Consider the following 18470-nt stretch of genomic DNA (forward strand, 5'->3'; position numbering starts at 1 on the left):
TCAAAACGCAGTCCCGATCTGGAATTGGAAACGTTGAATTCTATCTGCCGGCTGCTTGCGCACCGGCGTGCCCACGCTGAGCTTGAGCGGACCCACCGGCGAGATCCAGCTCAGGCCAATGCCGGCGGACACGCGCAGGTCGTCGAGCTGCATCTTTTCAGACTCGTACCAGACGTTGCCGGCGTCCATGAAGCCGAACAGGCGCAGCGTCTTGTCGTTGCCCGAGCCCGGCATGGGCACGTAGAGCTCGGCGTTGAGGTTGAGCTTGCGGTTGCCGCCGAGGTAGGCGCCGGTCGGGTCCACCAGGCCCAGCGAGCCCTGGTCGAAGCCGCGCACCGAGCCCAGGCCGCCGCCGTAGAAGTGCTTGAACACCGGGTACGGCCGGCCGCCCAGCCCCTTGCCGTAGCCCAGTTCGGCATTGAGCCCCAGCGTGAAGCGCGGCCCCAGCGCGATGTACTGCTGCACCTGGAAGTTGGTGCGCAGGTAGCGCGCATCGCCTCCAGCGGAGAGCTCGGCGTTGACGCGCTGGTAGCGCCCGCGCGTGGGCACCAGGGCGCTGTCGCGCTGGTCACGCGCCCAGCCCAGCGTCAGCGGCAGCGACAGGGCGGTGTCGCCGAAGCTCTTGCGGTACTCCAGGTACTTGACGGGCAGCGCGCTGCCCTCGATCGTCGTGCGCTCGACGCCGACGCCGAAGAACACCGTGTCGTACTCGGAGAAAGGCACCCCGAAGCGGATCGCGGCGCCGGGCGTGATGAGCTTGTAGTCCTCGCCCTGGCTGTTGATGGGGCGGCTGGTGCGGTAGTACAGGTCCACCGCGCGCGAGATGCCGTCGATGGTGAAGTACGGATCGACGGTGGAGAGCACCAGCTGCCGGTTGTAGCGGCTGGTGTTGACCTCCACGCCCAGGTAATTGCCGCTGCCGAACACGTTCTCCTGGCGGATCGAGCCGGAGAGCGTGAGCTTCTCGGCGCTGGAGAAGCCCGCGCCCAGCATCAGGTTGCCGGTGGGCTTCTCCGTCACGTTGACGGTCAGGTCCACCTGGTCCAGCGCGCCGGGCACCTCCTCGGTGTCCACCGCCACGTCCTTGAAGTAGCCCAGGCGGTCCACGCGGTCGCGCGAGAGCTTGATGCGCTGGCCGTCGTACCAGGACGACTCGAACTGGCGGAACTCGCGCCGGATCACCTCGTCGCGCGTGCGCGTGTTGCCCGCGACGTTGATGCGGCGCACGTACACGCGGCGCTGCGGATCGGCCGCCAGCACCAGCGACACCTGGCCGTTGGCACGGTCGATCTCGGGACGCGACTCCACGCGCGCGAAAGCGTAGCCGTAGAAGCCGAAGCGCTCGGTGAACAGGCGCACCGTCTCGGCCACGTCCTCGCTGCGGTAGGGCTCGCCGGGCTTGACCTTGACCAGGGAGCGGAACTCGTCTTCCTTGCCCAGCAGGTCGCCCTCCAGCTTCACGCCGGTGACGGTGTAGGGCTGGCCTTCGCGGACGGAGATCGTGATCGAGATCTCCTGCTTGTCCGGCGAGATCGTGACCTGCGTGGACTCGACGTTGAATTCCAGGTAGCCGCGGTTGGTGTAGTAGGCGCGCAGCGTCTCCAGGTCGGCGTTGAGCTTGGCGCGCGAGTAGCGGTCGGTCTTGGTGTACCAGGTCAGCCAGCCGCCGGTGGTCTGCTCCAGCAAGCCCAGCAGTGTGCGCTCGGAGAAGGCCGTGGTGCCGACGATGCGGATGTCCTTGATGCGCGCCGTCTCGCCTTCGACGATGGTGAAGGTGACGTTGACGCGGTTGCGCTCCTGCGGCGTGATGGTCGTGACGACCTCGGCACCGTAGAGGCTGCGCGAGAGGTACTGGCGCTTGATCTCCTGCTCGGCGCGGTCCACCGTGGCACGGTCGAAGGGCAGCCCCTCGCCGATGCCCGCGGACTTCAGCGACTTCAGCAGCGTGTCCTGGTCGAACTCCTTGAGGCCCACGAAGTTGACGTTGGCGATGATGGAGCGCTCATCGACCACCACCACCACCACCTCGCCCTCGACCTCCAGCCGCACGTCGCGGAACAGGCCCGTGGCGAAGAGCGCGCGCAGTGCCGCGGAGCCCTTCTCGTCGGTATAGGTGTCGCCGATGCGAAAGGGCAGCGCCGCGAACACGGTACCGGGATCGGTGCGCTGCAGACCTTCAATGCGGATGTCCTTCAGCACGAAGGGCTCGGCCGCCGTCGCGGGCAAGGCGCAGGCAGCGGCTACCACCGCCACGCTGGCCGCCACAGGGCGCAGCGGGCTCACAGAACAGGGAAACAGCATCGAAAGCGCGCGTCAGTGCTGACCCAGAAAGCGGGCCAGATCGTTGGACAGGGCGAGGGTCATCAGCAGCAGGAGAATCAGCGCGCCACCGCGCTGCAGCCACTTGAGCCAGAGCTCCGAGACCGGGCGTCCGGTCAAACCCTCAAAAAGATAATACATGAGGTGTCCGCCATCGAGCATCGGCAGCGGCAGCAGGTTCAGCACGCCCAGGCTCACGCTCACCAGCGCCAGGAAGCCCAGGTAGTACGACAGGCCCTGGTGCACGGACTGCCCCGCGTAGTCGGCAATGGTCAGCGGGCCGGAGAGGTTCTTGAGCGAGGCCTCGCCCACGAGCATGCGGCCCATCATCTGCAGCGTCAGCGCCGACACCTCCCAGGTGCGCTGCGCGCCCTGCACCAGCCCGTCCACGGGGCCGCGGCGCACCAGCACCGTCTCGGCCGGACGGCCGACATAGGCGTCGATGCGGCCGATGGCGCGCGGGCCCTCGCCGTGCAGCCGCGGCTGCACCGTGAGCTCCAGCGTCTGGCCGCGGCGCTCGACCTGCCACTGCATGGGCTGCGGCTCGCCGTTGCGCACGCTGGCGGCGATGCGCTCGCGCAGGCTGCCGGCATCCATCACCGGCACGTTGTCCACGCGCAGCACCCGGTCCCCGGCACGCAGCCCGGCGCGCTCGGCCGGGCCGTCGCGCTTGATCTCGCCCAGCACCGGCTCGCTGTAGGGCGCGCCCAGGCCGATGCGCTGCATCAGCGCGGGCTCGACCTCCTGGCCCGCCACGCTCTGCAGGTCCAGCACGAGGTTGTGCGTGCCCTGCCCCTGCGCGCTGCTCACCATGAGCTGCAGCCGCTCGCCACCCAGCGCCGCCTGCGTGACGTGCCAGCGCAGGTCGGCGATGGATTCCACGTCCTGCCACTCGGTGCCGTCGCGCGAGACGGCACGCACCCAGTCGCCCGCGCGCATGCCGGCGCGCTCGGACAGGCTGCCCGCCGCCGGCGCGCCCAGCACGGGCCGCAGCTCCTGCGTGCCCAGCCAGCTGGCCGCCGCGTACAGCAGCACCGCCAGCAGCAGGTTGGCCGCCGGGCCGGCCGCGACCACGGCCGCGCGCTGCCACAGCGGCTTGTTGTTGAAGGCCTGATCGCGCTCGTGCGGCGCCACCGGCGTCTCGCGCTCGTCGAGCATGCGCACGTAGCCGCCCAGCGGCAGCAGCGAGACGACGAATTCGGTGTCGCCCTTCTGGCGCCGCCACAGCACCTTGCCGAAGCCCACCGAGAAGCGCAGGACCTTGACGCCGCAGGCGCGCGCCACGCGGTAGTGCCCGTACTCGTGCACCACCACCAGCACGCCCAGCGTCAGCAGGAACGCCAGCAGCGTGCTCATCTCGTCAGCCCCTCGACGAACTGCCGGGCCTGGGCGCGCGCTCGCTCGTCCAGCGCCAGCAGGTCCTGCAGCGCGGCCTGCACGGGCAGTTGCGGCTGCACCCGCTCGATCGTGGCGGCGTTGACGCGGTGGATGTCGGTGAAGCCGATGCGGCCGTCCAGGAACGCGGCCACGGCCTCCTCGTTGGCGGCGTTGAGCACGGCCGTGCTGCCCTCGGGCCCGCACAGCGCGTCGAAGGCCAGCTGCAGCCCCGGGAAGCGCTCGGGATCCGGCGGCTCGAAGGTCAGCGCCGACAGCCGGGTGAAGTCCAGCAGCTCGGCGCCAGACTCGATGCGCTGCGGATGCGCCAGCCCCACCGCGATGGGCACGCGCATGTCGGGCGTGCCCAGCTGCGCCAGCACCGAACGGTCGCGGCACACGACCATCGAGTGGATGATGCTCTGCGGATGGATGACGACGCGGATCTGCTCGGGCTGCAGATCGAACAGCCAGCGCGCCTCGATCACCTCCAGCGCCTTGTTCATCATGGTGGCCGAGTCCACCGAGATCTTGCGCCCCATGACCCAGTTCGGATGCGCGCAGGCCTCCTGCGGCGTCACGGCCGTGAGCGAGGCCGGGTCGCGCTGCCGGAAGGGGCCGCCCGAGGCCGTGAGGATGATGTGGTCGATGCGCGCGGCCCAGGCGCCGCGGTCGTCGGGCAGGCACTGGAAGATGGCCGAGTGCTCGCTGTCGATGGGCAGCAGCGTGGCGCCGCCGGCGTGCACCGCGTCCATGAACAGCTGTCCGCCCACCACCAGCGCTTCCTTGTTGGCCAGCAGCAGCCGCTTGCCCGCGCGCGCCGCGGCCAGGCACGGCGCCAGGCCGGCGGCGCCGACGATGGCGGCCATCACCGTATCCACCTCCGGATGCGCCGCCAGCTCGCACAGCGCCTCGGGGCCGCTGAGCACCTCGGTGGCGCAGCCGCCGTCGCGCAGCAGCGCGCGCAGGCGTTGCGCGCCGACCTCGTCGGCCACCACGGCGAAACGCGGCCGCCACTGCAGGCACTGCGCCGCCAGCTCCTCGATGCGCTGGTGCGCGCTGAGCGCGAACACCTCGTAGCGCTCGGGGTGGCGCGCCACCACGTCCAGCGTGCTGGTGCCGATGGAGCCGGTGGCGCCCAGGATCGTGAGCCGCTGCTTGCTGCAAGTCATGACGATGGATCTCGAAGAGGCCCGCGCGCGAAGGAGTGCGGCCGCGGGCGAGGTGTCAGAGCGCGGACAGCGCCAGCGCGATGGGGAACACGGGCAGCAGCGCGTCGATGCGGTCGAGCACGCCACCGTGGCCCGGCAGCAGCGTGCTGCTGTCCTTGGCGCCGGCCGCGCGCTTGACCAGGGACTCGAACAGGTCGCCCACCACGCTCATGCCCACCAGCAGCAGCACGCCCACGACCAGCAGTGCCGGTCCGTGCGCCGCCATGAGGCGGCCGTAGAGGCTGGAGCGGTCCCCATCCAGCGTCAGCCACAGCAGCGCCAGCACCAGCACGCCCACCAGGCCGCTGATGGCGCCTTCCCAGCTTTTGCCGGGGCTGATGGTCAGTGCCAGCTTGCGCCGCCCGAAGCGCCGTCCGCCGAAGTAGGCCGCGATGTCGGCCATCCACACCAGGCAGAAGACGGAAAGAATGAAGTTCAGGCCCAGCGCGCGCGCCTGCGCCAGGGCCAGCCAGCCCAGCCACAGCAGCAGCAGGCCCAGCGCCATGCGCAGCCCGCGCGGCAGCCGGGGCCAGCCCGCCACGCCGGCGCGCAGCGTCAGCATGCCGCCGAGCACCCAGGCCGCGGCCGCCAGGCCCCAGGCCGGCGTGGGCGGCTGCTGCGTCCAGCCCGCGGCCAGCGCGCCGGCACAGGCTGCGGCCAGCACGACGCCCAGGGCGACAGCGACGCCGGAAGCCGCGCCGTTGAGGCGCATCCACTCCCAGCCGGCCGCGCCGATGAAGGCCAGCGTCAGCAGCGCGAACCAGCGCGTGTCGGGCGCCAGCAGCGCCGGGATCAGCAGGCCCAGCAGGACCAGCGCCGTGATCACGCGCTGCTTGAGCATGGAAGGCTCCTCAGGCGCGCAGCGCCTGCGGTTGGGCGTCGGGCACGCCGCCGAAGCGGCGCTCGCGTGAGGCGTAGTCGCGCAGCGCGGCATCGAGCTGCGCCTCGCCGAACTCGGGCCAGAGGCAGTCGCTGAACACCAGCTCGGAATACGCCACCTGCCACAGCAGGAAGTTGCTGATGCGCACCTCGCCGCCGGTGCGGATGAACAGGTCGGGATCGGGCGCATGGCCCATGGCCATGAGCTGGCTCAGCCGCACCTCGTCCAGCTCCTCGGGGCGCAGCCCCAGCGCCAGGGCGCGCTGGCAGGCCTGCAGGATGTCCCAGCGGCCGCCGTAGTTGAAGGCCACCGACAGCGTGATGCGGGTGTTGTGCGCAGTGGCGTTCTCGGCCTGCTGCCAGGCCGCGCGCACGCGCTCGGAGACGGCGGCGCGGTCGCCGATGATGCGGATGCGCACGCCCTCCTTCTCCAGCTTGGTGAGGTACTTGGACACCGCCACCAGCACCAGGCTCATGAGCCCGGAGACCTCGTCGGTGGGCCGCTTCCAGTTCTCGGAGGAAAAGGCGAAGACCGTGAGGTATTCGATGCCACGGTCGGCGCAGGCCTGCACCGTGCGCACCAGCGCGTCCACGCCGTGCTTGTGGCCGAAGATGCGCGGCATGAAACGCCGCTTGGCCCAGCGGCCGTTGCCATCCATCACGATGGCCACGTGGCGCGGAATGCGCTGGCCTTGCTCCACGGACGGGTGCTGCATCAGAAAAACACGCCGTGCCGCGGTCAGACCGCGAGGATCTCGGCTTCCTTGGCCGCGACCAGCTTGTCGATCTCGGCCACGGTGCGGTCGGTGAGCTTCTGCATCTCGTCGAGGCTGCGGCGCTCCTCGTCCTCGGTGATGGCCTTGTCCTTGAGCAGCTTCTTGGCGTGCTCGTTGGCGTCGCGGCGCAGGTTGCGTACGGCCACCTTGGCGTCCTCGCCGGCGTGGCGCACGACCTTGGTCAGCTCCTTGCGGCGCTCCTCGGTCAGCGCGGGCATCGGCACGCGCAGCAGGTCACCCTGCGCAGCGGGGTTCAGGCCCAGGTCGGACTCGCGGATGGCCTTCTCGATCTTGGGGCCCATGCCCTTTTCCCACGGCTGCACGCTGATGGTGCGCGCATCGAGCAGGCTGACGTTGGCCACCTGGCTCAGCGGCACCATCGAGCCGTAGTACTCCACGTGCACTTGGTCCAGCAGCCCGGGGTGGGCGCGGCCGGTGCGCACCTTCTGCAGTTCCTGCTTGAAGGCCTCGATGGTCCTGGCCATCTTCTGTTCGGCCGTCTTGCGGATGTCGGCAATGCTCATCGATAGCTCCTCTTACACATGCACCAGCGTGCCCTCGTCCTCGCCCATGACCACGCGCTTGAGCGCGCCGGGCTTGAAGATCGAGAACACCTTGATCGGCAGCTTCTGGTCGCGGCACAGCGCAAAGGCGGTGGCGTCGAGCACCTGCAGGTTGCGCGCGATGGCCTCGTCGAAGCTGATGCGCGCGTAGCGCGTCGCGTCGGGGTCCTTCTTCGGGTCGGCGCTGTAGACGCCATCGACCTTGGTCGCCTTGAGCATCACCTCGGCGCCGATCTCGGCGCCGCGCAGCGCGGCGGCGGTGTCGGTGGTGAAGAAGGGATTGCCGGTGCCCGCGGCGAACACCACGACCTTGCCTTCTTCCAGGTACTGCAGCGCCTTGGGCCGCACGTAGGGCTCCACCACCTGCTCGATGTTGATGGCCGACATCACGCGGGCGGTCATGCCCTCCTGGCGCATCGTGTCGGCCAGGGCCAGCGAGTTCATGACGGTGGCAAGCATGCCCATGTAGTCGGCCGTGGCACGGTCCATGCCCACGGAGCCGCCGGCCACGCCACGGAAGATGTTGCCGCCACCGATGACCACGGCTACTTCGCAGCCCAGCTGCGTCACCTCCTGGATCTCGCGCACCATGCGCACGATGGTGGCGCGGTTGATGCCATAGGCATCGTCGCCCATCAGGGCCTCGCCCGAAAGTTTCAGCAGGATGCGCTTGTAGGCCGGCATGCGGCGGTTCTCCCTGAAGAAGTGAGAGTGGGTAAGTCTAAAGGGCCGCCCACGGCGGCCCCGTGCCCTGCGTCAACGCACGCAGGGCGTGCCAGGCTTACTGGCCCTTGGCGGCGGCGACCTGCGCGGCCACTTCGGCGGCGAAGTCGTCGGTCTTCTTCTCGATGCCTTCGCCGACCACGTACAGCGTGAAGCCCTTCACCGTGGTCTGCTTTTCCTTGAGCATCGCGGCCACGGTCTGCTTGCCGTCGGCGGCCTTGACGAAGACCTGGTCCAGCAGCGAGACCTCCTTGAGGAACTTCTGCACCGAGCCCTCGACCATCTTGGCCACGATCTCGGCCGGCTTGCCGCTCTCGGCAGCCTTCTCGGCGGCGATCTTGCGCTCCTTCTCCACCACCTCGGCGGACACCTCGGCGCCGGACAGCGCCGCGGGCTTCATGGCCGCCACGTGCATGGCCACGTCCTTGGCCGCCACGTCGTCGCCCTCGAACTCCACGATCACGCCGATGCGCGTGCCGTGCAGGTACGAGGCCAGCTTGCCGCCACCCTCATAGCGCTTGAAGCGGCGGATGGACATGTTCTCGCCGATCTTGCCGATCAGGCCCTTGCGCACGTCTTCCACCGTCGGGCCGAAGCCGTCCTGCTCCAGCGGCAGCGCGCCGATGGCTTCCACGTCGGCCGGGTTGTGCTGGGCGATCAGGCCGGCAATGCTCTTGGCCAGGGCCAGGAACGAGTCGTTCTTGGTGACGAAGTCGGTTTCGCAGTTGACTTCGACCAGTGCGCCGGTCGTGCCGTTGACGGCAGCGGCCACGACGCCCTCGGCGGTGATGCGCGAGGCGGCCTTGCCGGCCTTGTTGCCAAGCTTGACGCGCAGGATCTCCTCGGCGCGGTCCATGTCGCCGTCGGCCTCCGTCAGCGCCTTCTTGCACTCCATCATCGGCGCGTCGGTCTTGGCGCGCAGCGAGGCGACCATGCTTGCGGTAATTGCGGGCATATGAATCTCCGTTGATTGTGAAAAGGGGGCTGTAAGCAGCCCCCTTCGTCAGGCCGGTCGCTTCCGGCGCGTGACGGATCAGGCCTCGGCCTGGACCTCGACGAATTCGTCGCCGCCGCCGGACACGGCCTGCACCAGGTCGTTGGTGGCGTTGGCCTTGCCTTCCAGCACGGCGTCAGCGACAGCGCGCGCGTACAGCGCCACGGCCTTGGCGGAGTCGTCGTTGCCCGGGATCACGTAGTCGATGTCTTCGGGAGAGTGGTTGGTGTCCACCACGCCCACCACCGGAATGCCCAGCTTCTTGGCTTCGGCCACGGCGATCTTGTGGTAGCCCACGTCGATCACGAACAGGGCGTCAGGCAGCGCGGTCAGGTCGCCGATGCCGCCGATGTCCTTTTCCAGCTTGGCGATCTCGCGCTGGAACATCAGCGCTTCCTTCTTGATCGAGGGCTGAGTGCCGGCCTCGACCTGGGCCTGCATCTCCTTGAGCTTCTTCAGCGAGCCCTTGACGGTCTTGAAGTTGGTCAGCATGCCGCCGAGCCAGCGCTGGTCGACGTAGGGCATGCCGCAACGCTGGGCTTCCATGGCGACCAGGTCACGGGCCTGGCGCTTGGTGCCCACCATCAGGATGGAGCCGCGCTTGGAAGCCAGCTGGCGCACGAACTTCATCGCTTCCTCGAACAGCGGCTGCGTCTTTTCGAGGTTGATGATGTGAATCTTGTTGCGATGGCCGTAGATGTACGGGGCCATCTTGGGGTTCCAGAAGCGCGTTTGGTGACCGAAGTGGACACCGGCTTCCAGCATTTCACGCATGCTGACGGACATGGAAAAGCTCCAAAAGGTTAGGTCTTGAGGCCGGCGTGAATCCCTGCGTTTGCACCCGGGAAGAGCGCAGGAGGGACACCTTGGGAATCGCCGGCATCGCGAGTCACGTTTTTCGCCGCGCGCCAAGCACCATGCCAGGCTGGGGAAAAACCCGAAGATTGTAGCACCTGCGCAAAACGCGCCCCGACGTTGCCCCCCTGCACCGCTTGGGCTAGCCTGCGCCGCGCCATGCAGCCCATCACCCTTCCCGCTCACGATTTACCTCTGCACGACCTGCCCGCCACGCGGCGCCTGGAGCAGCGCGCGCTGGCCGCCGTGCCGCCGGGCACGCTGGTGGCGCGCGCCGGCCTGGCCACGGCACGCCTGGCGCTGGCCCTGGCGCCGCACGCGCGGCACTGCTGGGTGCTGGCCGGCCCAGGCCACAACGGTGCCGACGCGCTGGAGGCGGCCTCTCACCTGGCGCGCGCCGGCCGCACAGTAACGGCCAGCGTCTTTGCCGCCGACGTCCACGCCCTTGTGTCGGCCGCCGCGCAGTCGCTGCAGAGCGCGCGCGAGGCCGGCGCCACCATCGTGCTGAACGACCCCACGCCGCCGGCGGATTGCCTGCTTTCCCTGGACGGGCTGCTGGGCATCGGCAGCGCCCGCGCCATCGAAGGCGCCATGGCCCAGGCGGTGTTGGGCTTCAACGCCATGCGCGGCACGCGGCTGGCGGTGGACGTGCCCTCCGGCCTGGATGCCGGCACCGGCCGCACCGTCGGCGATGCCGTCGCACGCGCCACCGACACGCTGACCATGCTCAATCTCAAGACCGGGCTGTTCACCGGCGCCGGGCGCGAGCACTGCGGCCGCCTGTGGCTCGACACGCTGGACGTGGTGGACGACGAAGCGCCGCAGGCCTGGCTGGGCGGCCTCGCACAGCGGGAGACGGCACGCCCTGCGCGCGGCCACGCGCAGCACAAGGGCAGCTACGGCGACGCGCTGGTCATCGCCGGCGCACAGGGCATGCATGGCGCCGCGCTGCTGGCCGCGCGTGCCGCCCTGTCCGCCGGGGCCGGCCGCGTCTACCTGAGCCTGCTCGAAGGCACGCTGGCCCTGGACCCGACCCGCCCGGAGCTGATGCAGCGCGAGGCGCTGTGGCGTTCGACGCCCGAGCGCCTGGGCAGTGCGACCGTCCTGTGCGGCTGCGGCGGCGGACAGGCAGTGGCCGCGGCGCTGCCCAACCTGCTGGAACATGCCGCGCGCCTGGTACTCGATGCCGATGGTCTCAATGCCGTCGCTGCCGACATGGCCCTGGCGCGATCGCTGCGCGATCGCACTGGCCGCGGCCAGGCAACGGTGCTGACGCCTCACCCGCTGGAGGCGGCCCGACTGCTGGGCTGCAGCGCGGCCGAGATCCAGGCCGACCGGCTCACCGCCGCACAGCGGCTGGCCGAGGACCTGGGCGCCGTGGTGGTGCTCAAGGGATCCGGCAGCGTGGTGGCCGCCCCCGGGACACTGCCGATCGTCAATGCCACCGGCAATGCGGCACTGGCCAGCCCCGGCACGGGCGACGTGCTGGCAGGCTGGCTCACCGGGCAGTGGAGCGCGCTCGCCACGGGTATGGCCTCGCTGCAGGGGCTGGTGGCTGCCGGTGTGCAACTGCACGGCGCCGCGGCCGACACCCATGCGCTGAACGGTCCGCTGCTGGCCCTGGAGCTGATTGACGCCATGCGCCGCCTGGCCTGAAGCCTTCAGGCTGCCGCCCCGCGACAGACCGCTTCCGGGGGGCGCCCATTACAAACGCCACCCACGACGGCGTCGCGTACAGACACGCACACCACAACGACGCAGCGGGCCGGCATGCACGTCGCACGCCGGCCCGCTGGATGTTGAGGACGCGGGCTCAGTCGCGCTGCTTGGTCTTGCGAGCCGCGGCCTTGGCGGCCGACTTGGCAGCCGCCGTCTTGCGGGCTGCGCTCTTGCGTGCACCGGTCTTGCGCGCGGTACGCGCCGCAGCCTTGTGCGCGCGGCTCTCTTCCTTCAGTGCCTGCAACTGTTCCACGGCCGTGGCGGGCTGGTCGGCAGAGGCTGAGGCGTCCGCGGTGTCCCGCAGGGACCTCTCATCTGCACCTGCGGGCACGCCAGCATGCGGTCGGTCCACCGGCGGCGTGTCGGCGGAGGGCATGTCGGCTGTGACGCCCGCACTGGCCGATTCCCGGATCGGCTCGCCGCCCTTGCGACCACGGCGCCCGCGCGCGCGCGGTTCACTGTCCACAGCCTTGCCCTGGACCCCGCGGCGGCCGAGCACACGCATCTCGGCACCTTCCTGCACCAGCCGGAAATCGATGCGCCGGCCGTCCAGGTCCACGCGGCTCACCTGCACGCGCACGCGCGAACCCACGACGTAGCGCACGCCAGTACGCTCGCCCCGCAGCTCCTGGCGCGTCTCGTCGTAGCGGAAGTACTCGCCTCCAAGCTCGGTGATGTGCACCAGACCCTCGACGTAGAGCGCATCCAGCGTCACGAACAGGCCGAAGCTGGTGACGGCAGTCACCGTGCCGCTGAACTCCTCGCCCAGCCGGTCGCGCATGTAGCGGCACTTGAGCCAGGCCTCGACGTCGCGCGAGGCCTCGTCGGCGCGGCGCTCGTTGGCGCTGCAGTGCGCGCCCGCGCCTTCCCACAGCTCCATTTCCTGGGGATGAGCCTTGGCCGCCTTGCCAGCGGAGCGCGTCCTGGGTGCCTCTTCCAGCGCGCCGCTGGCCAGCCGGTAACGCTTGCCCGCCAGCAGCGCCTTGATGACGCGGTGCACCAGCAGGTCGGGATAGCGGCGGATGGGACTGGTGAAGTGGGTGTAGGCCTCGTAGGCCAACCCGAAGTGGCCGGAGTTGGACGCGGTGTAGATGGCCTGCTGCATCGAGCGCAGCAGCATGGTGTGGATCTGCTGGGCGTCGGGACGGTCCTTGGTGGCCGCGGCGATGGCGGCAAACTCGCCCGGCGTGGGCTCATCGCTGACGCTCAATCCCAAGCCCAGCGCGCGCAGGTAGTTCTGCAGCGTCACGCGCTTCTCGGGCGTGGGGCCCTCGTGCACCCGGAACAAGGCCGGGTGCTTGTGCTGTTCGATGAAGTCGGCCGCACACACGTTGGCCGCGAGCATCGCCTCCTCGATGAGCCGGTGCGCCTCGGTGCGCACGCGCGGCACGATCTTGTCGATGCGGCCATTGGCATCGCACACGATCTGCGTTTCGGTGGTCTCGAAGTCCACCGCGCCACGGTTGCCGCGGTGCTTGAGCAGCACGCGATAGACCTCGTGCAGGTGCAGCAGGTGCGGCACCAGCTCCGCGCGCCGCGCCGCTTCGGGGCCGCGCGTGTTGCCCAGGATCGCCGCCACCTCGGTGTAGGTAAGCCGCGCATGCGAGCAGATCACGGCCGGGAAGAACTGGTACGCATGGATCTCGCCGTCCTCGCGCACGAGCATGTCGCACACCATGGACAGCCGCTCCTGCAGCGGATTGAGCGAACACAGCCCGTTGGAGAGCTTCTCCGGCAACATGGGAATGACGCGGCGCGGAAAGTACACGGAGGTGGCGCGCTCGTAGGCGTCCTCGTCCAGCGCGTCGCCAGGCTTGACGTAATGGCTCACGTCGGCGATCGCCACCACCAGGCGCCAGCCCTTGAAGGCGCTCTTGCCCCGACCGCTGGCATGGGGCTCGCAATACACGGCGTCGTCGAAGTCGCGCGCGTCCTCGCCGTCGATGGTCACCAGCGGCACGTCGCTGAGATCGATGCGGTGGCGACGATCGGCCGGGCGCAGCTTGTCGGGCAGGCCCGCCGCCTGCGCCAGCGTCTCGGGCGAGAAGCGGTGCGGCACCTCGTACTTGCGCACCGCGATCTCGATCTCCATGCCCGGGTCATCGATCTCGCCCAGCACCTCGGTGACGCGGCCCACGGGCTGCGAGTACATCGAGGGCTCCTCGGTGAGCTCGATGGCCACCACCTGCCCGGCCGTGGCGCTGCCGGTCGCGTTCTTGGGAATCAAGATGTCCTGGCCGTAGCGCTTGTCCTCCGGCGCCACCAGCCAGACGCCGTTTTCGTGCAACAACCGCCCGATGATGGGTGTGCGCCGACGCTCCAGGATCTCCAGCACCCGCCCTTCGGGCCGACCCTTGCGGTCGTAGCGCACGATGCGCACGCGCACCCGGTCTCGGTGCAACACGGAGCGCATTTCCTGCGGCGAGAGGTACACGTCGCCTTCACCGTCGCGCAGCACGAAGCCGTGACCGTCGCGATGGCCCTGCACCACGCCTTCGACTTCGCTCATGAGCGCTGCGCCGATGGCGGTATTTGCGTTCTGTTTTGTTTTGATGATAGAATCTCAGCTGTTTTCGAGATGACGGAAACAAAGCCCAGGTGGCGGAATTGGTAGACGCACTAGTTTCAGGTACTAGCGGGTAACTCCGTGGAGGTTCGAGTCCTCTCCTGGGCACCACCAAATCATAAAGGCCGGCGCGATGCGCCGGCCTTTTTCGTTTGGGCTTTTTTGAGCTTCAAACACTGGCGATCTCCACGACCCTCTTGCACACCACTTCTGCAAACGCTATCCAGCTTGCAGTTGCCAACGCAACATAAGCAAACGGCATGCCTCGCTGCGTGCCTTTGCGCCGAATACCACTTTCGCGCGAAACCAGTAAAAAAGGCCTGCAACTGCAGGCCTTTCCTCTTCAACGTCGCGGACCTCAGACCGCGAACTTGCGCGCCAGTCCGTCGGGGCGCAGGTTGTCGTACTCCTCGAAGGGCTGGTGGATCCACGGGCTCGTGGGCAGCAGCTCGACGTAGTAGTCCGGCGTGTAGCAGGAGACGCCCTTGGTCCAAATCACGGCCGAGCGCAGCTCCTTGATGGCCGGGATACCGCGCAGCCGCTCCACGACCGCTTGCAGCGTGACACCAGAGTCCGCCAGGTCGTCCACCAGCAGCACCCGTCCGGCGAGCTCGCCCTTGGGCATGGTGATGTACTTGGCCATGTCCAGGCGGCCCTGCAGCGTGCCGCCTTCGTCACGGTAGGAGCTGGTGGACATGATGGCCAGCGGCTTGTCGAACACGCGCGAGAGCACGTCGCCCGGGCGCAGGCCGCCACGGGCCAGGCACAGGATCTGGTCGAACTCCCAGCCCGATGCGGCCACCTTGAGCGCCAGACGCTCGGTGAGCAGGTGGTACTCGTCCCAGGAAACGTAGAGATGCTTGCCGTCGTCGGTGAGCATGGTTGTCCTTGCTTGCTGTTCAGCGCTGGTAGGGGTGGCGCAGCACGATGGTGTGCTCGCGGTCCGGGCCGGTGGAAACCATGTCGATGGGTGCGCCGATGAGCGCCTCCACGCGCTGGAGATACGCGCGCGCGTTCTCCGGCAGCTTGTCCCACTCCGTCACGCCGAAGGTGGACTCGCTCCAGCCGGGGAAGGTGTCATACACCGGCACGCAGTCGGCGATGTCATCGGCGTCCAGCGGCAGGATGTCGATGCGCCGGCCAGCCAGCTCGTAGCCCGTGCAGACCTTGATCTCCTTGAGCCCGTCCAGCACGTCGAGCTTGGTGATGCACAGGCCCGAGATGCCGTTGATGATCACCGAGCGCTTGAGCGCGGCGGCATCGAGCCAGCCGCAGCGCCGCGCGCGGCCCGTGACGGTGCCGCGCTCCTGGCCCACGGTGGAGAGGTGGTGGCCCACGCCGCCCTCCTCGTCGATGGGCAGCTCGGTCGGGAACGGGCCCGAGCCCACGCGCGTGGTGTAGGCCTTGGTGATGCCCAGGATGTAGTGCAGCTGGTCCGGACCCACGCCGGCACCAGCCGCCGCGTTGCCCGCCACGCAGTTGCTGGAGGTCACGTAAGGATAGGTGCCGTGGTCGATGTCCAGCAGCGTGCCCTGCGCCCCTTCGAACAAGATGTTGGCGCCCGCGGCGTTGGCTTCGTGCACGCGGTAGCCCACGTCGGCCATCATCGGCTTGAGCACCTCGGCCAGCTTCATGGCCTGATCGAAGATGGGCTGGAACTCCAGCGGCTGGCCATTGAGGTGACCGGCCAGCGCCTCGTTGTGCAGCGTCAGCAGCTCGCGCAGCTTCTTCTCGAAACGCTGCGGGTGCTTCAGGTCCTGCACGCGCAGCGCGCGGCGAGCAACCTTGTCTTCGTAAGCCGGGCCGATGCCCTTGCCGGTGGTGCCGATCTTGCCGCTGCCACTGCTCTCGCGCAGCGCCTCGCGGGCACGGTCCACCTCGACGTGGAATGGCAGGATCAGCGGGCACGACTCGCTGATGAACAGGCGCGAGCGCACATCCAGCCCGGCCTTTTCCAGACGCTCGATCTCCGACAGCAGGTGAGCCGGATCGACCACCACACCGTTGCCGATGTAACAGGCCACGCCGTCACGCATGATCCCCGACGGAATGAGCTGCAGCGCCGTCTTCACGCCCTTGATCACCAGCGTGTGGCCGGCGTTGTGGCCGCCCTGGAAGCGCACCACGCCTTGGGCGTGATCGGTGAGCCAGTCCACGACCTTGCCCTTGCCTTCGTCGCCCCACTGGGTGCCGACCACGACCACGTTGCGCCCGCGCACGGCGGAAGGATTCACTTGTGTCATCTTGACTAGCGTTGAACGGTGCTTGCCGCTCTCAAAGAGCGCGCAGCACCCATTGACCATCGACCTCGACCAGCTCGCGGTCGCATTCGAATTCCTGCCCTTCGTGTTCGTGTCCGGGCAGCACACACAGCACGGTTTCCCCCTGCTGGCGCAGGTGACGCACTGCCTCGCGCAGCGCCTGGGCCTCGCCCCAGGGCGCCCGCACGGCCAGGCGCGCCGGTGCCGGCGCAATACGCTCGGCCAGCGCCTTGAGGTCCAGGCTGAAACCCACGGCGGGACGGTTGCGGCCGAACACCGCACCGACCTCGTCGTAGCGACCGCCGCGCACCAGCGCATCGCTGGCGCCAGCGCTGTAGATCGCGAAACGCGGACCGCTGTAGTAGGCGTGCGCCCCCGTGTCGCCCAGATCGAAGCCCAGCCGTACCTGCGCATGCGTGCGCTGCACGTGGTGCATCAGCCAAGCCAAGTCATCGAGCGCCGCGCGCACCGCAGGCAGTTCGGGCAGCAGCTCGCGCGCCGCCTGCAGCACCTCGGCACCACCGTACAGCCGCGTCAGCGCTTGCAGGGCCTTGGCCGCAGCCTCAGGCAAACCGGCGGTCAACGCGCCCAGGGTTGCCGTGTCCTTGCGCGCCAGCGCGGCGGCCAGCTCTTCCTGGCGCCCTTGCTCCATGCCCTGCAGCAGGGCGCGCAGGATGCGGGCGTCGCCCAGGTCCAGCACAGGGGTTTCGACGCCGGCAGCGCGCAGGCCGTCCAGGGCCAGCTCCACCACTTCCAGGTCGGCCTCCAGGCCGGCGTGGCCGTAGATCTCGGCGCCAAACTGCAAGGGCTCGCGCGTGGCGCGCGGGCCTGCGGGACGGGTATGCAGCACCGGGCCGCAGTAGCACAGGCGCGTGACGCCGGCACGGTTGAGCAAGTGGGCGTCGATGCGCGCCACTTGCGGCGTGGTGTCGGCGCGCACGCCCAGCGTGCGGCCGCTGAGCTGGTCGATGAGTTTGAAGGTCTGCAGGTCCAGCGCATGGCCGGTGCCCGAGAGCAGCGACTCCAGGTACTCCAGCAGCGGCGGCATCACCAGCTCGAAGCCGTAGCTGCGCGCCATGTCCAGCAGACCCCGACGCAGCTCCTCGATACGCCGCGCCTCGGAAGGCAGCACATCAGCGATGTGCTCAGGCAGCAGCCAGGCAGAGGACATGGAAAACAGGCGGGGGATTAAAAACGAGATTGTACCCAGCGGCCGTGCGGGCAGCCGCTGACCGGGCACTTCGGCCCAGTCAGCACCGTTCCGTCAGGGCCGCCGACAGCGCTGAGGCCGGCGGCTCAGCGACGAGGTGCGGCGGGTGCCGCCGCAGAGGCACCACCGCTCGAAGGGCTGCGCAGGGCGCGGAAGAAGTCGGAAGACGGGTCCAGCACCATCACGTCGGTCTTCTGGCGGAAGCTCGCGCGGTAGGCCTCCAGGCTGCGATAGAACTGGGCGAACTGCGGGTCGCGTCCAAATGCGTCCGCGTACAGCGCCGAAGCCTGCGCATCGCCCTCACCCTTGATCTTCTGCGCGTCGCGGTAGGCCTCGGCCACGATCACCTCGCGCTGCCGGTCAGCGTCGGCGCGGATGCGCTCGGCCTCGGCCGCGCCAGTGGAGCGCAGCTCGTTGGCCACCTGCTTGCGCTCGGATTCCATGCGCCGGTAGACCGCGTCGGTGATGTCGGCAACGAAGTCCACGCGCTTGACGCGCACATCCACGATCTCGATGCCGAAAGCCTTGGCCTCGTCGGTGAGACGCTGGCGCACGTCGTTCATCACGCGCTCGCGCTCAGTGGCCAGCACGCCGCTGACGCTGCGTCTGGTCACCTCTTCGTTGAAAGCCGCCTGCACCACGGGTGAGAGGCGGTTCTCCAGGTTGCGCATGTCGGTGCCGTTGTTGCGGATGAACTGGCGCGGCTCTGCGATGCGCCACTTCACGAGCCAGTCGATCACCAGGCTTTTCTTCTCGGCCGTAAAGATGGGCCGCGATTCCGGGCTGTCCAGCGTCTGGATGCGGCGATCCAGGAACACCACGTTCTGGAACGGCGGCGGCAGCTTGACCTTGAGGCCCGGCGTGGTGATGACCTCCTTGATCTCACCAAGCGCATACACCACCGCCACCTGGCGCTGGTCCACGATGAACAAGGTCGAGGCCGCCAGCATCAGCGCGATCAGCGCGCTGGCCACGATGAGTCCGATGCGGTTCATTGTGTTGTTGTCTCTTTCGTGCCGC

At 68.9% G+C, this 18470-nt stretch carries 15 protein-coding genes and 1 tRNA gene; 2 read left to right on the forward strand and 14 right to left on the reverse strand.

Translation table 11 applies throughout. From position 1 onward, the window contains the following. From bamA to rpsB, 9 genes are all read right to left on the reverse strand, one after another. Entirely contained in the window at positions 1 to 2301 is a 2301-nt protein-coding gene (bamA, locus tag H537_RS0119540) for an outer membrane protein assembly factor BamA (RefSeq protein WP_043459310.1), read from the reverse strand. Positions 2302 to 2313: 12 nt separating this feature from the next. Further along, complete coding sequence (rseP, locus tag H537_RS0119545) at positions 2314 to 3675, reverse strand: RIP metalloprotease RseP (RefSeq protein WP_028999173.1); 1362 nt, start codon at positions 3673 to 3675, stop codon at positions 2314 to 2316. Further along, positions 3672 to 4865 carry a 1-deoxy-D-xylulose-5-phosphate reductoisomerase gene (ispC, locus tag H537_RS0119550; protein WP_028999174.1) on the reverse strand — a complete coding sequence of 398 codons (1194 nt, stop codon included), beginning with the start codon at positions 4863 to 4865 and terminating at the stop codon, positions 3672 to 3674. The genes rseP and ispC overlap by 4 nt, the downstream gene beginning before the upstream one ends. Positions 4866 to 4920: 55 nt before the next feature. Continuing rightward, complete coding sequence (locus H537_RS0119555) at positions 4921 to 5745, reverse strand: phosphatidate cytidylyltransferase (protein ID WP_028999175.1); 825 nt, start codon at positions 5743 to 5745, stop codon at positions 4921 to 4923. Positions 5746 to 5755: 10 nt separating this feature from the next. After that, positions 5756 to 6499, reverse strand: coding sequence for a polyprenyl diphosphate synthase (gene uppS / locus H537_RS0119560; protein WP_028999176.1), 744 nt, complete (start codon positions 6497 to 6499; stop codon positions 5756 to 5758). Positions 6500 to 6522: 23 nt separating this feature from the next. Continuing rightward, complete coding sequence (gene frr / locus H537_RS0119565) at positions 6523 to 7083, reverse strand: ribosome recycling factor (protein WP_028999177.1); 561 nt, start codon at positions 7081 to 7083, stop codon at positions 6523 to 6525. A 12-nt stretch (positions 7084 to 7095) separates the two neighbouring features. Beyond that, the gene (pyrH, locus tag H537_RS0119570; RefSeq protein ID WP_028999178.1) at positions 7096 to 7806 is read right to left on the reverse strand and encodes a UMP kinase; all 711 of its coding nucleotides are present in this window, start codon (positions 7804 to 7806) and stop codon (positions 7096 to 7098) included. Positions 7807 to 7903: 97 nt separating this feature from the next. After that, entirely contained in the window at positions 7904 to 8800 is an 897-nt protein-coding gene (gene tsf / locus H537_RS0119575; protein WP_028999179.1) for a translation elongation factor Ts, read from the reverse strand. Positions 8801 to 8878: 78 nt separating this feature from the next. Then, on the reverse strand, positions 8879 to 9625 hold the full coding sequence (gene rpsB / locus H537_RS0119580) for a 30S ribosomal protein S2 (RefSeq protein WP_028999180.1): 747 nt from the start codon (positions 9623 to 9625) through the stop codon (positions 8879 to 8881). Between the two features lie 228 nt (positions 9626 to 9853). On the opposite strand from rpsB, the gene H537_RS44305 reads away from it, so the two are divergent. Continuing rightward, positions 9854 to 11350, forward strand: a complete 1497-nt coding sequence (locus H537_RS44305; protein ID WP_043459312.1) for an NAD(P)H-hydrate dehydratase — start codon at positions 9854 to 9856, stop codon at positions 11348 to 11350. Between the two features lie 157 nt (positions 11351 to 11507). Here the strand turns inward: H537_RS44305 and rnr are convergent, their stop codons facing one another. Beyond that, positions 11508 to 13922, reverse strand: a complete 2415-nt coding sequence (gene rnr, locus H537_RS0119590; protein ID WP_051243004.1) for a ribonuclease R — start codon at positions 13920 to 13922, stop codon at positions 11508 to 11510. A gap of 83 nt (positions 13923 to 14005) precedes the next feature. Between rnr and H537_RS0119595 the strand changes: the two genes are divergently transcribed. Beyond that, positions 14006 to 14090: transfer RNA gene (locus tag H537_RS0119595), tRNA-Leu, on the forward strand. A gap of 247 nt (positions 14091 to 14337) precedes the next feature. Here H537_RS0119595 and H537_RS0119600 read toward each other — a convergent pair. The 4 genes from H537_RS0119600 to hflC all read right to left on the reverse strand — a co-directional run bounded on the left by H537_RS0119600 (position 14338) and on the right by hflC (position 18445). Then, the gene (locus H537_RS0119600) at positions 14338 to 14859 is read right to left on the reverse strand and encodes a phosphoribosyltransferase (protein WP_028999182.1); all 522 of its coding nucleotides are present in this window, start codon (positions 14857 to 14859) and stop codon (positions 14338 to 14340) included. Between the two features lie 19 nt (positions 14860 to 14878). After that, a complete protein-coding gene (locus tag H537_RS0119605; protein ID WP_238446739.1) occupies positions 14879 to 16213 on the reverse strand; it encodes an adenylosuccinate synthase in 1335 nt (444 codons plus the stop codon). A 40-nt stretch (positions 16214 to 16253) separates the two neighbouring features. Beyond that, entirely contained in the window at positions 16254 to 17411 is a 1158-nt protein-coding gene (locus H537_RS0119610; RefSeq protein WP_028999184.1) for an ATP phosphoribosyltransferase regulatory subunit, read from the reverse strand. Between the two features lie 125 nt (positions 17412 to 17536). Next, positions 17537 to 18445, reverse strand: a complete 909-nt coding sequence (gene hflC / locus H537_RS0119615) for a protease modulator HflC (protein WP_028999185.1) — start codon at positions 18443 to 18445, stop codon at positions 17537 to 17539. Positions 18446 to 18470: the final 25 nt, after the last annotated feature.

The organism is Azohydromonas australica DSM 1124 (genome assembly GCF_000430725.1).
In the GTDB taxonomy this organism is placed as follows: domain Bacteria; phylum Pseudomonadota; class Gammaproteobacteria; order Burkholderiales; family Burkholderiaceae_C; genus Azohydromonas; species Azohydromonas australica.